Origin of the sequence: Paenibacillus allorhizoplanae (genome assembly GCF_927798215.1) — a bacterium.
Lineage (GTDB): Bacteria > Bacillota > Bacilli > Paenibacillales > NBRC-103111 > Paenibacillus_E > Paenibacillus_E allorhizoplanae.
The window spans coordinates 1-13,719 of the sequence record NZ_CAKMMW010000022.1 but is presented as its reverse complement, the minus strand read 5'-3'; the positions used below and the strand labels follow the sequence as shown (position 1 = coordinate 13,719).

Annotated in this window: 14 protein-coding genes, 6 tRNA genes and 1 rRNA gene; 5 read left to right on the top strand and 16 right to left on the bottom strand. The window is 43.3% G+C overall.

Annotated elements, in window-relative coordinates; translation table 11 throughout:
• Window positions 1–117: 117 nt before the first annotated feature.
• A complete protein-coding gene (gene thpR / locus L6I86_RS27030) occupies window positions 118–696 on the top strand; it encodes an RNA 2',3'-cyclic phosphodiesterase (RefSeq protein WP_236291505.1) in 579 nt (192 codons plus the stop codon).
• 109 nt (window positions 697–805) lie between these two features.
• Here thpR and L6I86_RS27025 read toward each other — a convergent pair whose 3' ends face one another.
• Entirely contained in the window at window positions 806–1,687 is an 882-nt protein-coding gene (locus L6I86_RS27025; protein ID WP_236291504.1) for an ROK family protein, read from the bottom strand.
• Between the two features lie 213 nt (window positions 1,688–1,900).
• Between L6I86_RS27025 and L6I86_RS27020 the strand changes: the two genes are divergently transcribed.
• From L6I86_RS27020 to L6I86_RS27005, 4 genes are all read left to right on the top strand, one after another.
• A complete protein-coding gene (locus tag L6I86_RS27020) occupies window positions 1,901–2,986 on the top strand; it encodes a stalk domain-containing protein (protein ID WP_236291503.1) in 1,086 nt (361 codons plus the stop codon).
• Window positions 2,987–3,172: 186 nt separating this feature from the next.
• Complete coding sequence (locus L6I86_RS27015) at window positions 3,173–3,637, top strand: DUF2243 domain-containing protein (protein WP_236291502.1); 465 nt, start codon at window positions 3,173–3,175, stop codon at window positions 3,635–3,637.
• Entirely contained in the window at window positions 3,600–4,439 is an 840-nt protein-coding gene (locus tag L6I86_RS27010) for a cytochrome c oxidase assembly protein (protein ID WP_338113448.1), read from the top strand. The genes L6I86_RS27015 and L6I86_RS27010 overlap by 38 nt, the downstream gene beginning before the upstream one ends.
• A 179-nt stretch (window positions 4,440–4,618) precedes the next feature.
• Window positions 4,619–5,833 (top strand): bacillibactin exporter BcbE, encoded by a 1,215-nt coding sequence (locus tag L6I86_RS27005; protein WP_236291500.1) that lies wholly within the window; start codon window positions 4,619–4,621, stop codon window positions 5,831–5,833.
• 89 nt (window positions 5,834–5,922) lie between these two features.
• Here L6I86_RS27005 and L6I86_RS27000 read toward each other — a convergent pair whose 3' ends face one another.
• The 15 genes from L6I86_RS27000 to rrf form a co-directional block, all read right to left on the bottom strand.
• Complete coding sequence (locus tag L6I86_RS27000; RefSeq protein ID WP_236291499.1) at window positions 5,923–7,194, bottom strand: methyl-accepting chemotaxis protein; 1,272 nt, start codon at window positions 7,192–7,194, stop codon at window positions 5,923–5,925.
• 63 nt (window positions 7,195–7,257) lie between these two features.
• Window positions 7,258–7,455 carry a hypothetical protein gene (locus L6I86_RS26995; RefSeq protein ID WP_236291498.1) on the bottom strand — a complete coding sequence of 66 codons (198 nt, stop codon included), beginning with the start codon at window positions 7,453–7,455 and terminating at the stop codon, window positions 7,258–7,260.
• Window positions 7,456–7,673: 218 nt separating this feature from the next.
• Window positions 7,674–9,335 carry a cbb3-type cytochrome c oxidase subunit I gene (locus L6I86_RS26990; RefSeq protein ID WP_236291497.1) on the bottom strand — a complete coding sequence of 554 codons (1,662 nt, stop codon included), beginning with the start codon at window positions 9,333–9,335 and terminating at the stop codon, window positions 7,674–7,676.
• 29 nt (window positions 9,336–9,364) lie between these two features.
• Window positions 9,365–9,835, bottom strand: coding sequence for a cytochrome c oxidase subunit II (locus tag L6I86_RS26985; RefSeq protein ID WP_236291496.1), 471 nt, complete (start codon window positions 9,833–9,835; stop codon window positions 9,365–9,367).
• Between the two features lie 13 nt (window positions 9,836–9,848).
• Window positions 9,849–10,004, bottom strand: coding sequence for a cytochrome c oxidase subunit 2A (locus L6I86_RS26980; protein WP_236291495.1), 156 nt, complete (start codon window positions 10,002–10,004; stop codon window positions 9,849–9,851).
• A 442-nt stretch (window positions 10,005–10,446) separates the two neighbouring features.
• Window positions 10,447–10,971, bottom strand: a complete 525-nt coding sequence (locus L6I86_RS26975) for a DoxX family membrane protein (protein WP_236291494.1) — start codon at window positions 10,969–10,971, stop codon at window positions 10,447–10,449.
• Between the two features lie 78 nt (window positions 10,972–11,049).
• A complete protein-coding gene (locus L6I86_RS26970; RefSeq protein ID WP_276574900.1) occupies window positions 11,050–11,961 on the bottom strand; it encodes a cation diffusion facilitator family transporter in 912 nt (303 codons plus the stop codon).
• Between the two features lie 133 nt (window positions 11,962–12,094).
• A complete protein-coding gene (locus tag L6I86_RS26965; protein ID WP_236291493.1) occupies window positions 12,095–12,709 on the bottom strand; it encodes an HAD-IA family hydrolase in 615 nt (204 codons plus the stop codon).
• A gap of 200 nt (window positions 12,710–12,909) precedes the next feature.
• Window positions 12,910–12,981, bottom strand: a tRNA-Gln gene (locus L6I86_RS26960).
• A 10-nt stretch (window positions 12,982–12,991) separates the two neighbouring features.
• Window positions 12,992–13,073 (bottom strand) — tRNA-Tyr (locus L6I86_RS26955).
• 77 nt (window positions 13,074–13,150) lie between these two features.
• A tRNA-Thr gene (locus tag L6I86_RS26950) sits at window positions 13,151–13,226 on the bottom strand.
• Window positions 13,227–13,244: 18 nt separating this feature from the next.
• A tRNA-Ser gene (locus L6I86_RS26945) sits at window positions 13,245–13,336 on the bottom strand.
• Between the two features lie 11 nt (window positions 13,337–13,347).
• Window positions 13,348–13,421 (bottom strand) — tRNA-Met (locus tag L6I86_RS26940).
• 47 nt (window positions 13,422–13,468) lie between these two features.
• Window positions 13,469–13,545: transfer RNA gene (locus L6I86_RS26935), tRNA-Ile, on the bottom strand.
• A gap of 55 nt (window positions 13,546–13,600) precedes the next feature.
• Window positions 13,601–13,717 (bottom strand): 5S ribosomal RNA (gene rrf / locus L6I86_RS26930).
• Window positions 13,718–13,719: the final 2 nt, after the last annotated feature.

Genomic DNA, 13,719 nt, shown 5'->3' with positions numbered 1-13,719 from the left:
ATGATTACGTCCCTAGTTTACATGGTATTCCAAAAAATCAGGTTTAATTTCTGCGGGCTGCTCCTCTCTACACGACTGTGGGAAGAGCTGCCTTTTTAGTGAATAATGGAGGCTATTATGAATCCAATCAATCAAGTGCGTTTATTTGTTGCTGTGCCCGTCCCGTCAGAAATAAAGCTTGCAGTTCATGATTGGATGGATGAAATCAAACCACATCTACCGTTTCGCAAATGGGTCCATCATGAGGATCTGCATATTACGCTGCAGTTTCTCGGAGATACATGGTCAGAACGTGTCCCTCTCATAACTCATACACTACAGGAAATATCGGCCCTAACTAATCCTCTCTGGCTGCGTGTTGAATCCCTCGGCTTATTTGGTCGTCCTACCCACCCTTCTGTTCTATGGGCCGGTGTCGGCGGCGACCTAACAGGACTTCATAGCTTACAGCAACAGGTAACTCGCGCACTTACACCACTTGGCTTTACCCCGGAAGAAAGGGCCTTTCACCCGCACTTGACGCTTGCACGCAACTATACGGGTACGACACCTTTCGAACGAGATAAGTTGAGTAATCTTGCTGTCCCCTCGTCTCAACTAGATGACCTCCTAGCGTGGAAATCCCAAGGAATTACACTGTATCGAAGCCACTTAAACAAGCGGCCCATGTACGAAACCATTTCATCTGTTCGCTGACTAAGGTACTATCGTACCTGTCATTTTAAATTCCTGTACGCCAACTAACTGGAAATCACAACAATCCCCCAAGCATCAAGCTTGGGGGATTGTTGTGAGCTTGCGAACATTACTGCTGATTACGTTTGGCTTCTACGCCCAGAGCAAGAGATCCTCTCAAGCCTGAGTTCGTTCCTAAACCAGGAGGCACAATGTAGCTATGTATATTCTCTAATAAAGATTCAGTTCGGATGTAACCATTCAAAATCTTCTGAACATGCGTATGAATCAATGGAAATAAATGAGCTTGCTGCATCACACCGCCACCTAGAATAATCTTCTTCGGTGACATCATTAATATCGTGGAGCTAATGGACTGTGCTAGGTAGTACGCCTCTAAATCCCATGTGGGATGGTCTACGGGCAACTCACTGCCTTTCACTCCCCAGCGCTGCTCGATGGCAGGGCCCGCTGCCATTCCCTCTAAGCAATCACCATGATAGGGGCATGTCCCTTGAAAGCTATCATCCGAGGCCGGTCTGATCATGACATGACCACCTTCAGGATGAACAAGACCGTGGACCAAGCGGCCCTCCATATACACGCCTACGCCGATTCCAGTACCGACCGTATAGTAGACACAACTATCAAGACCTTGTGCAGCCCCCCATTTAGCTTCTCCGAAGGCAGCGGCGTTCACATCCGTGTCCCAACCGAAAGGGACATTGAAAGATTCTCTCAATTTCCCCAAAACATCATAGTTGGCCCAGCCTGGCTTAGGCGTCGTTGTGATGTAGCCATATAAGGGGCTGCTTGGATCGACATTGATGGGACCAAATGATCCGATGCCAATCGCTGTCACATTTTTATCTGCAAAATAGTCAATTACCTTCTGCATTGTCTGCTCAGGATGTTCTGTTGGAAAACTAATCCGATCCTCAATGATACCTTCTTCATTCCCAATACCACAAACGAACTTAGTTCCCCCTGCTTCAATGGCTCCATAACGCACGATGTCATTCCTCCTACAATGTTTCTATGAAGTCGATTTTATCACATATTACACAATGTTGGGTTATACAAATTAACCGTGTAAAGTAGTGTGCAGTCCATATTTAACAACATAATTTTTTGGACAACTGCAACCTATTCCTATCAACCTCCGTCTGATGGATTGTCAACATGATTGACGCTACATTTCAAATATTGGAAGGAGATTTATCAGATGAAGAAGAAATTAACTGTCATATTAAGTTTGGTTGGGATACTTGGCACAACAGCTGCAGTCGGAGCTGAGGATTTCGTAGAAAAGGTTACAGGTTACTTACAAAAGGATGTAAAAATTGTTGTAAATGGACAAGACAGTAAGCTAACGCCTGTCTATATTGATGGCAAAGCGTACCTTCCCGTACGTGACGCTGCGACTCAGCTTGGCTACACGGTAAATTACGATGAAGCGAACAAAGAGATCGAGCTTGACGAAGCTGAAGAAGCTGCCCTGATGCCTGCATCCGGTGTAATCGTAAGCGTACAGACGAAGGATGACGGTAATACACGTATCGAGCTGCTCGGCAGCACATGGGTTATTTTAACCGTAGACAAGTCGACTACCATCAAGAACCTAGAAGGTAAAACGCTAACTGCTGCCGATCTTAAAGCCGGCACTCAAATCGATGCCGAGTTCGGTCCAGCGATGCTGATGAGCTTTCCGGGACAAGCGCAAGCTGTAAACATTAACGTTCATGCAGACCGTTTGGTTAAAGAAGATACAATCAAAGAAGTGAAGCATACTGATGATGGTTGGCAAGTTCAATTAGACAATTTGGTACTTAATGGCGGCAAAGAAACTCGCGTTATGACATCACAAGGCGAGTCCGTGAAATGGGAAGACCTGAAAGCTGGCACGAAAGTAAAAGCCTACTACGGTCCCATTGAAACGAAAAGCTTACCTCCGCAAAGCCCTGTGTTCCTTCTCGTCGTTCAGACTCAATCACCTGTAATCGGCACGCCGAAAATGTCCCCAGAGGCAGCGCAGGAATACCGCAACTTGGCATGGACGCAAGTGAAAGAGCAAGCTTCCCATATTACAACGAAGCAAGACGAAGCAGCTGTTCAAATCGTTTCCTCTAACGAAGTAGGCGTATTGCCTTCCACCGATGAGCAGAAGAAATTGCTTGCAGACGTGCAGGCTGCGCACGGCAATGTCGTGACGGTTACTTACAACACAGATCAAGATGAGCTGCTTGGACCGTTAACCGCCGTGTTTGATTTCAACACAAAAGCTTTTATCGGCTTCAACATTAGAAAATAAAAAGAGATTCCTAAACAGCCACGCAATTCAGCTTCCATCGAATTGCTGGCTGTTTTATTTTCGTAACAACATATTTAGTGCTTTACTATCCTTTTACGTGGTTATGTGATTGGGTTACAATTCCATAAACTGGGCAAATTAGAAGTGAGATATGTAGCCGAGAAATGTGAAAAGGAGTTATGAAAAGTGGAAACCGCTAATCGCAATCTATGGTCGGGAATACTATTTGGCCTTGGTCTCGTCGGCTTTATTGATGAAACAGTGTTTCATCAACTTTTACATTGGCATCATTTCTACGACAAATCCACGACCCAAATTGGTTTGATTTCCGATGGTTTGTTCCACGCTTTTAGTTGGTTTGTGACCGTAGGCTCGCTATTTATGTTTGCAGATCTTCGACGTCGAAAAGCACTCTACCTAAAAAGGTGGGTTGGTGGCATTTTACTAGGTGCTGGCTTTTTCCAACTATATGATGGGACCATCCAACATAAAATCATGCGACTTCACCAAATCCGTTATGTCCCGGATGTCATCATCTACGATACCACATGGAATATCAGCGCTATAATCATGCTATTCGTCGGAATCATGTTAACCCTTCATTCCCGAACTAATGCCCCTGTCGAGAGGAAACCTTCGGATGACAAATGACCATCATTTTGCTCATGGTACTAGCGCTAATTCTGACTTTATCCTCCTACTCCTATTTTCAGTTATATGCTTACTTTATCTCTACGCTGCAGTCATATCCAGTCGCACTTATAGACAATGGCCCTTCTCACGAAATATCTACTGGTTACTAGGTTTACTATGTATTGCGTTTTCTGTTGTTGGCCCTATAGCCAATCTTTCGCATATCAATTTCACGGCGCACATGACAGGCCATTTACTTCTTGGGATGATGGCTCCCCTTTTCATAGCGCTTGCAGCGCCTGTAACTCTCATCTTAAGGACCCTCCCCTTACAAACTGCTCGGAAGGTCTCACGGATACTTAAAAGCATGCCGATTCGTATATTTTGCGATCCTTCAGTAGCTTCAACATTAAACATCGGTGGACTATGTATCCTATACACAACCAACTTATATTCGAATATGTGCCATTTTTCATTTTTACATTTTATTGTTCATCTACATTTATTTGCTGCAGGTTACCTATTCACAACCTCAATGATTTATATCGACAAACCACCTCATCGAGCTAGCCACGTCTACCGTGGTATTGTTTTCGTATTAACCATGGCCGCACATGGCATATTATCTAAAACCATTTATGTGGACCCCCCTCACGGTATTTCAGCAATTCAAGCGGAAAACGGGGCTAAGCTTATGTACTATGGCGGGGATGCCATTGACATTTTTATTATTATTATCTTTTTCTATCAATGGTTTAAGGCCAGACAGCCTCACAACTCACTAGTACCTGAACCTAAAAAATACATCCATGAATTGTAAAGAATTACATGGGTATGATAATCATGTCATTTCATTGTGAAAAGGGAGCTTCGCTGGCAGCGAAACCATCAGTCTGCCTTACTACATCCAAGAGTTGTACGCTGAGGAGGTTAATTTATGAGTGAAAGAATGAACACGTGTTGGATTGAGATGGCAGCAAATAGGCTTGGCACAGACTATTGAAAGAAAATAAATGGGGCCTCATCTCGATTGCTTCCATTCCTTTGATTATGACGTTGGGGAATTCCATGCTTATTCCCGTTTTACCGGCGATTCGTAACAAATTACAAATAACATCGTTTCAAGTGAGCTTATTAATTACGGTTTACTCTGCAGTTGCCATCATACTTATACCGATTGCCGGGTATTTATCGGATCGTTTTGGCAGAAAGATCATTATTGTCCCCAGTTTACTCATTACAGGAATAGGTGGTTTAATTTCCGGATTAGGAGCTTGGTGGCTAGAGCATCCATATGTGGTCATTATGCTAGGTCGAGCGTTACAAGGGGTGGGAGCCGCAGGAGCTTTCCCAATTGTTCTGCCACTGGTCGGTGATATTTATAAAAGTGAAAGTGAAGTTAGTAAAAGCCTTGGGATAGTAGAAACAGCTAATACTTTAGGAAAAGTGCTAAGTCCGATAGTAGGTTCTGCATTGGCTTTCATTGTTTGGTTTCTACCCTTTCTTACCATCCCAGTACTATGTATCCTTTCTACTGGATTAGTTGCCTTTCTTGTTAAGGCTCCTCCTAAAAAGAATGAAACCGCCATACGTGTTACATTTAGAGACTTTATTCAAAATCTCAAACAAATATTTGTGAACAATGGCCGTTGGTTATCTGCTGTTTTTGCTATTGGTTGCATTTGTATGTTTGTTATTTTTGGAACACTGTTTTATTTATCAGACACACTAGAGGACAAATACCATATTAAAGGCATATGGAAAGGATGTGTGATAGCCATCCCTTCGGCTGCTTTATGCCTTGCTTCATTCTTTACAGGCAAAAGAATTGGTGAAAACAAGAACTTAATGAAGTGGATTACTTTTGGTGGAGTAGCAATAGTCTCTGCCTCACTTGTTGTTTCGGGTATGGTTCAATCCTTGTATTGGTTAATTGCCTTAATTAGTCTTGCTGGCATTGGAATTGGGGTCACTCTACCTTGCTTAGATTCTCTAATAACAGAAGGAATTGATAAAGCGGAGCGTGGTACAATAACTTCCATCTATAGCTCTATGCGATTCATTGGCGTTGCAACTGGCCCCCCTCTGGCCTCAGTCCTTGTAAAATTTTCACCGCAACTAATGTTCTATAGTATTTCGGGTACATGTGTAGTTGCTGTGCTTCTTGCTTTATTCGCTATTAAACCCAGTCAAGATGAACTAACCGCAAAGTAAAAAAGGATCTCCTGACTAGGAGATCCTTTTTCTTATATTCAATCTTTCAACGCAGGGTGAAAGTCCGTACTTCGGAGTAAATGATAGCTTTATATTTGAAAAACATTAATTTTGGATTTCAACTGATCCGCCTGACATCGCAACATTTCCGAAGATGAAGATAGTTCTTCCATAACAGCCATTTGTTCTTGTACAGACATGGATACATGTTTCGTCTCCATTGAAATCTGAGTTGCAATCACCGCTACTTCGTTCGTTTTGATTAGGGCACTTCCAATCTTCTGGATCTGATCCGTCACACAATCTACAATATTCTCAACCGTTTGTGCGGTTTCCAAGACGGCCTTGTTAATTTGATTCAGTGCCTTCTTTCCTTCCTCACCCTTGCCAACTTCACGGCTTGCGAGTTGTTCTTGATCGGTTATTTTCTCTACTACTCCCGCTACATCCAATTCAATTCGTGTGGTCAACTGGTCGATATCCTTCACCGCCCTGGCGCTTTGTTCAGCCAGTTTGCGAATTTCTCCAGCTACGACCATGAAACCTGCACCATGCTCCCCTGCTCTTGCTGCTTCAATGGAAGCATTTAAGGCAAGCAAGTGCGTTTGTTCTGCAATATCGCCAACAACTCGGGTTATATGTCCGATTTCCTTCGCATTATCGTGTAACTGCCTGACGACGCCAATAGATTCCAGATTGGAATTAGCTAAGTTCAGCAGACCTTGTACGAGTGAACGTACGATAACCTCGCTCTCCTTAATGGTTTTCAACGTTTCTCGCGAAATGGTCTGCGAATCTCCTGCTTTGGCACCGATTTCATCTGCCGCTTGTTTAATCTGCACGACCGCAGTCAACGTTCCTTGCGTAGATGCTGCTTGCTCCGATGCACCGTTCGATATCATTTCTACAGCGCCGGCTGTCAGTTCAATCTGTTTGGCTGCCTGTTCCATACCACTTCGTAATACGCCGGCATGACTATCCGTAAACGAAACACTAGCAGATATATCCGTAATCATTTGCCGCAAATTCCCGATCATTTTCTCAAAGGATCCACTAAGTAAGCGTATTTCATCATTCGAATGGTAAAATGGAATTTCCACTTGTAAGTTACCGGTAGCTGCTTCGTTTGCGGCATCTGTCAATCGGAGAAGTGGTTTGGTAAACCAGGTGGCGCCAAACCAACCCAATAATCCTGTCCAAAAAATGCCGAGCAGCATAATGATAGAGAGGTATAGCCAATCTGCCATACTTGGCGCAATTATGTCTTTCAAGTAGAAAATAAATAGCGCACTGCAGCCATAGGTGACGATAGAAACAATAACAATACCAACTACAATTTTTTTGACTAAACTCAACTTCATGAATGAGCACCTTCGTTTCGACAAAATCTAATTCGTGCATGCGTCTCATTTCTAATGAATCTTTTATTCAACTTTATGATCTCTGGACAATGATTCTTCATCGCATGCATAGCCAACTATCTTCTCTTTAACCATCGTAACCTTGCCCGCTTTGTTCAGAAGAATCGTTTTGACTTCACCTATTTTGCAATCCCCGCAGACCCAACTGTTGCCTATCTTTCTTGACCCATTCGTCTTACCACACTGTTCGCAAGTGATCATTTATCATCAACTCCTCATCCTATAATTAAAATGTACTCCTATTTCATCATGTTCTCTGTGACATATGTCACAGGACTATAATAGAACTAATAAAGGACATGCCTCCTTTACAAAAAAGGAGACACATCCTTTAATATCTTCATTGCTAATCCTTGGCCTAGATGTTTGTAACCATCTTGTAAGTCCTTTGCTGCCTTCTGATGGCCTTCCCCTATTCCCTACCAAGTAATAAACCCTTTCGAACCAGGTGCCGGATTCACAATCATATCCATCAGCGGAATCGTGTACGCAAACAAGATTAAAAGAATCGATACCGCGATCCATATCCGCCAACGATCCAAATAGGCTGGCGTTGCCTCGGCTGATTCCATCGCTTCAGCAATTGGATACTCCGTCTCACCTTTCGGGGCACACAACAAAGCAATGACATTATAGACCATAAGCAGGACACCGAGAAATAACACTGTTCCACCAATTGCCATGAACACGTAATACGGCACCCATCCCGCTGCTGCACTTCCTTCATAGTCTGTGAAAGCGGTCCGCCTTGGTGCGCCGAACAATCCGACTATATGCATAGCACCTGACATGAGGAACATACCCACACACCAGATGATCGTTTGAATAATCCCTAATGTATGCATGCGGGGCGTCAACACACGCCCAGTAACAGCTGGCAGTAACCAATAGGTAATCCCGAAGAACGTAAGTGCCACACTCGTCGCCACCGTCAGGTGAAAATGTCCGGTTACCCATAATGTGTTATGCACAACCGCATTCATTTGATTACTTGCATTAATCAGTCCGCCTGCACCAGCAGGAATGAAAATGAGCATCCCCATGAAAGGTGCGAAGAATCGCACATCCTTCCAAGGCAGCTTTTTCACCCAGCCAAATAGCCCTTTTGCCCCAAGCGCACGACCGTTCAGTTCAAAGGTTGCAAATAATGAAAATGCCGTCATCAGCGATGGAACAACCACCATAAAGGTCAAGATAACCTGCAAGTATTTCCAAAAAGAGCTGATGCCTGGCTCCATTAATTGATGGTGAAAGCCTACCGGGATCGAGAATAGTAATAAAAGAATAAAGGAAAGTCTCGCGAGCGCATCGCTGTAAATTTTGCCGCCGATGATCTTGGGAATGATCACATACCAACACATATACGCGGGCATTAGCCAGAAATACACCAACGGATGGCCGAAGTACCAGAACAACGTGCGACTGAGCATCACATTAATCGTTTCCACCCAACCGAAAGACCAAGGGATTAGCTGAATCAACACCTCAGCCGCAACCCCGATGGTTGCGATTTGCCACATCAGAAAAGTCACAACTGACATAAAAGCGAATAATGGAGACAGCTTGCCTTCATGCGTCCTTTTCCAATATTTATATTGATAGAAAATCCCCCAACCACTTATCCAGCTCCCTACCACAAGCAAGGCTAATCCGATATAAAAATAAGGGGACGCCTTCATTGGCGCATAGAACGTGTATAGAACACTTGCCTTCCCCGTTAACACCATCGCAACGCCAAGTGCGGTCCCCACAGTCATGAGGGTAAATCCAGCCCACCCCATGCGGTGAACCACCGGAAGCAGTTTGCCGCCAAGCGTATAGGAGATACCAGAATAAATAAAGCCGATGATAAAATACGTTGTAAACACGATGGCCATCAATACTCCGTGAGCTGTCAGCAGCTCGTAATAGCCGATGTTATAGGGTAATTTGATTGTCCCGCTTTTCACCATTGTCTGCAGAAGTCCTGCAATTCCACCGATAAGCAGCGCGATGAATGCCACAAGGACATGGGCGACAACCAATTTGCCATCCTTAAGATCAAATTTAGGAGTCACTTTCCCGATAGCTTCACTTCTCATGATGTCTTCCACCTTTCTTGGCACCTGGGCTATTTAACTATAATCGTTGTTTTCATATACTCATGTGCACCACCGCAATATTCATTGCACAGGATCAGGTATTCACCTGGCTTCGTAAACGTGTGACTAACATGACTAACTTCGCCCGGAACAATCATCATATTAACGTTCGTACCCGGAATAGCAAAGCCATGTACCACATCTTGACTTGTCACGACAAAATTAATTGTTGCCCCCACTGGGACCTCCATTTTGTCCGGTGCATAACCGAACGTAAATGCAGTCATGACCGCCTCATAGGCATTGTTGCCGATTGGATGAAGTCCTGGCTTATCGAAAGGCGCAGTTTCCGACACCTTAGAAGGATCAATCTGATGATGGTGCGCACTTGGCGGCTTGGCTCCCATAGCGAATGCAGACACCCCTAACACGCCTAGAAAGACAATCAACATGACGATCCCAATGGTTAACCAGACTTTTTCGAGTTTATGGATATGCATGTTCTAATCCCCTTTACTGTCTAGATATAAAAAGAAGAAATACCGCGACCCAACTGATTACTAAGAAGAGTCCTACGACCAACACCGAGGCAAATGTACCCCGCAAGGAAGGCTCTGGCTTATGCTCTGTTCGCTCAGATGCGTGTGTATGCTTGTGATGACTATTCATACCAATCACCCCCTACTATGTAAACGTCTTGCACTTATTTTAAGAAAATAACACTTCGTATACAGTGACTTTTATCACGATCACCAATCGGAATCATGAACAATTCGTTACTTTCACTGCATATCCATGTGCTTCATGGTCTCGTAGTCCTCATCGTCTTTATCTGAGAAACAATCCTCAAGTCAATGCCATCTACCTGCCACCAAGGGGACAACGGCCTCAAATCCATCCTGCTTACTTTGCAATAACAATTGAGCAGCTGAGCTGGATAAGAAGGGCATATCGCACCCGACGACCCAGACGGAAGCACATTTAGCTAGGGATAGTGCCGCATAGTGAAAAATGTCACACTGCAATAAACACAAAAAAACCTATTCCCCTCTCAATAACTGGAGAAAGGAATAGGTTTATCAACGATTTAACATGGAAGCAGAAGCAGAGCTCATCTGAGTTTCGTCTTTAAATGACATACCTCTAATAACTTATCAAACCATCTGTGCAGGTACGGAAGAATCAAATGATCCACACCAAATTTCCCGGCATTCGCCCCAGCTGCTAAAATAATGAATCCGAGGAGCACTAACCATGGATTCGAGCTAACCGTGCCGGCAAACATATACATGAAGTTCATCAGTAAGCCGAAGAACATCGCTGTCGTTGTCAACGCACCGAGCAGTAACCCCACACCAACTAAGAGTTCACCCCATGGAACGAGAACATTAAACCATCCGACATGCGGAAGTGCGACGGTTTTCAAAAAAGCCACATAATTCGCATAAACCAGATCCGTCGTACCACTTTCTAGAACAGGTTTAGCGATGGCCCCTTTCAGATAACCTGCAGCGTCGAAAGCTTTGTCACCTGTGATTTTGTGCCATCCAGCTATCATCCATTCCCAACCAACATATAAACGAATGATTGTCAGAAGTATTGCAGCGTAATTATTTTCCCTTACCCATTTCATCATTTCAACCATCTCCTTCGTCCTTTATGATTTCATTATAGGTCGAAGAAAAGGCCGTGTATGTGAGATTAGTCACTCTGATTATTTTTCTTGACTACTTGATACCTCAATAGGCTCTATGTGAATATGCACATACGATATGTTATGAAGTTCATGAATTCGATTTTCAATATGTTCGGTAATGTCATGGCTTTCGCTTACGTTAAGCTCATGGTCTACACCAATGGTCACATCGACTAGTTTATTGTTTCCATGGATACGTGCTTTGATATCAATGACCTTCTCCACCCCGGGGACGTCACGAATGGTTTGTTTAATGGTTTGAAGCTCAGCATCATCAAACCCATCCGTGAGAGCATGAGTAGAATCTCGGAAAATATCCCACGCTGTTTTACAAATAATAACTCCGACAAGTAAAGCTGTTAATGTATCCAGCCAAGGTAGACCAAATTGAGAACCAACAATACCAATAAAGGCACCGATACTAACAAACGCATCCGATCGATTATCTTGTGCTGCTGCCATCATGGCATTACTATTTATTTTCCTTGCCAGACGAACATTGTATACATATACAACGTACATGACAATCGCACAAAAAACTGCCGTCCATGCGGCAACCATATCGGGAGACTCGATACTTGGAGAACGAAACTTAATAAATGCTTGAAAGAGAACCTGAATTCCTACCGCAAACATAATAAAAGAAGCGATTAAAGCGGCTACCGTCTCAGCTCGATAATGACCATATCTGTGGTCTTTATCAGGTGGTTTTCGGGATATTTTCAACCCAACTAGAACAGCAATTGATGCAATAATGTCTGTAGCGTTATTTAAACCATCCGCAGAAAGCGCTTCGGAATTGGTTATGTAACCTATGGTTAATTTCAAAGCCGATAAGCATATATAAGCAATAATACTTAACCAAGCACCTTTTTCACCTTGCTTGATGTCCTCATATAAATTTTCTATTTTTTCCACCTCACTATCCACGTCGAAGACAATCATACTCGACATAACAGGTGTGGGTCTAGAGAAACAGTGTTGTCCAAGTCCTTAATAGTAGGATCCAAACAACTAATTTGCATAAGGTGAAAAGTATAGGCTTGATTCAAGTTTAATAATGTTAAATAATCGAATATAACTGTTGAATCTTATTTATCATAAAATCAGAACTACTATGCTTTTCATTACGATCCGTAAAAAGACAAGCATCTATTCCAGCATTTTTGGCTGCTAATATATCCAAATCTCGATCACCAATCATTATCGCTTCTGTATCAATGATACGGTGTTTTTCAATAAGATATGTAATAGCTTCAGGGCTCGGTTTTCTTTCAAAACCTTGTTGCGACGTTATAAAATCTGTAAAATAATCATATAAACCGTACATTTTCAATAATTGGATTGCTGATTCCCCTCTATGCGTATATAAATAATTTTTTCTATTAGAAACATGAATGTACTTACAAATTTCTTCAATTCCTTCAAATGGCCTTGATATATTTATTTCCGTATCATTTCTTTGTTTATGATATTTCCCTATACATTTCTGATCAATCTGATATTTTTCTTCATAGTATTGTAAAGCATGAGACATAGATACTTTCATATGCTTCACGATTTCATCTAATGGCTCTGCAATACCTTCTTCTTCAAGCACTCCCTTAAAAATTCTCCCCATCACCGGATATGTATCAAATAGAGTACCATCAAAGTCCCAAATTATGTGTTTATACATATTATTTCCCCTCTGTGACAATTATTTCGTAAGACTTTCTCCAATACGTATCCTGAACTTCTTTAGTCGCCATTCACTAACGTAAGGGTTCATGGCTATTGTATGAAAAAAACAAAAAAAAGCCTTATTCAAAGGCTTCATTGTTACCATCTTGTAAAACGAGTGCTCTATCAAGCTGAGCTAATGATTTATGGGAAGTACTGGGGATCAAGGATTTGAACCTTGGCATGACGGAGTCAAAGTCCGTTGCCTTACCGCTTGGCTAATCCCCAATGTAGGAGATGGAGGCTGATGGATTCGAACCACCGAACTCGAAGAGAGCAGATTTACAGTCTGCCGTGTTTAGCCACTTCACTAAGCCTCCGTGTAAAAAAGATTTATCGGCCCCCGAAAAAGCAATCGGTGTTGCTACAAAGCTTCTCAACACTTTTTTGGGTAATGTGGTGCCGTCGAGAGGACTTGAACCCCCAACCTACTGATTACAAGTCAGTTGCTCTACCAGTTGAGCTACAACGGCGTATTAAGTTTATACAGATGGCGGAGAGAGAGGGATTCGAACCCTCGCACCACTTACGCAGTCTAACCCCTTAGCAGAGGGTCCCCTTATAGCCACTTGGGTATCTCTCCAAAATAATAAGTAGCGGCAGAGGGGCTCGAACCCCCGACCTTACGGGTATGAACCGTACGCTCTAGCCAGCTGAGCTACGCCGCCAAATGGTCTATCTATAATTATATATAAAACCGTGCTGCCAAGGAATATGGTGGGCCCTAGTGGACTCGAACCACCGACCTCACCCTTATCAGGGGTGCGCTCTAACCAGCTGAGCTAAGGGCCCATGTATTTGTTAATTCGCCTAAGGCGGCAAAAAAAATACCCACTAGGGGTATTCTGCTTGGCAACGTTCTACTCTCCCAGAACCCTGCGGTTCAAGTACCATCGACGCTGGAAGGCTTAACGGTCGTGTTCGAGATGGGAACGCGTGGATCCCTTCCGCCATCATCACCAAACG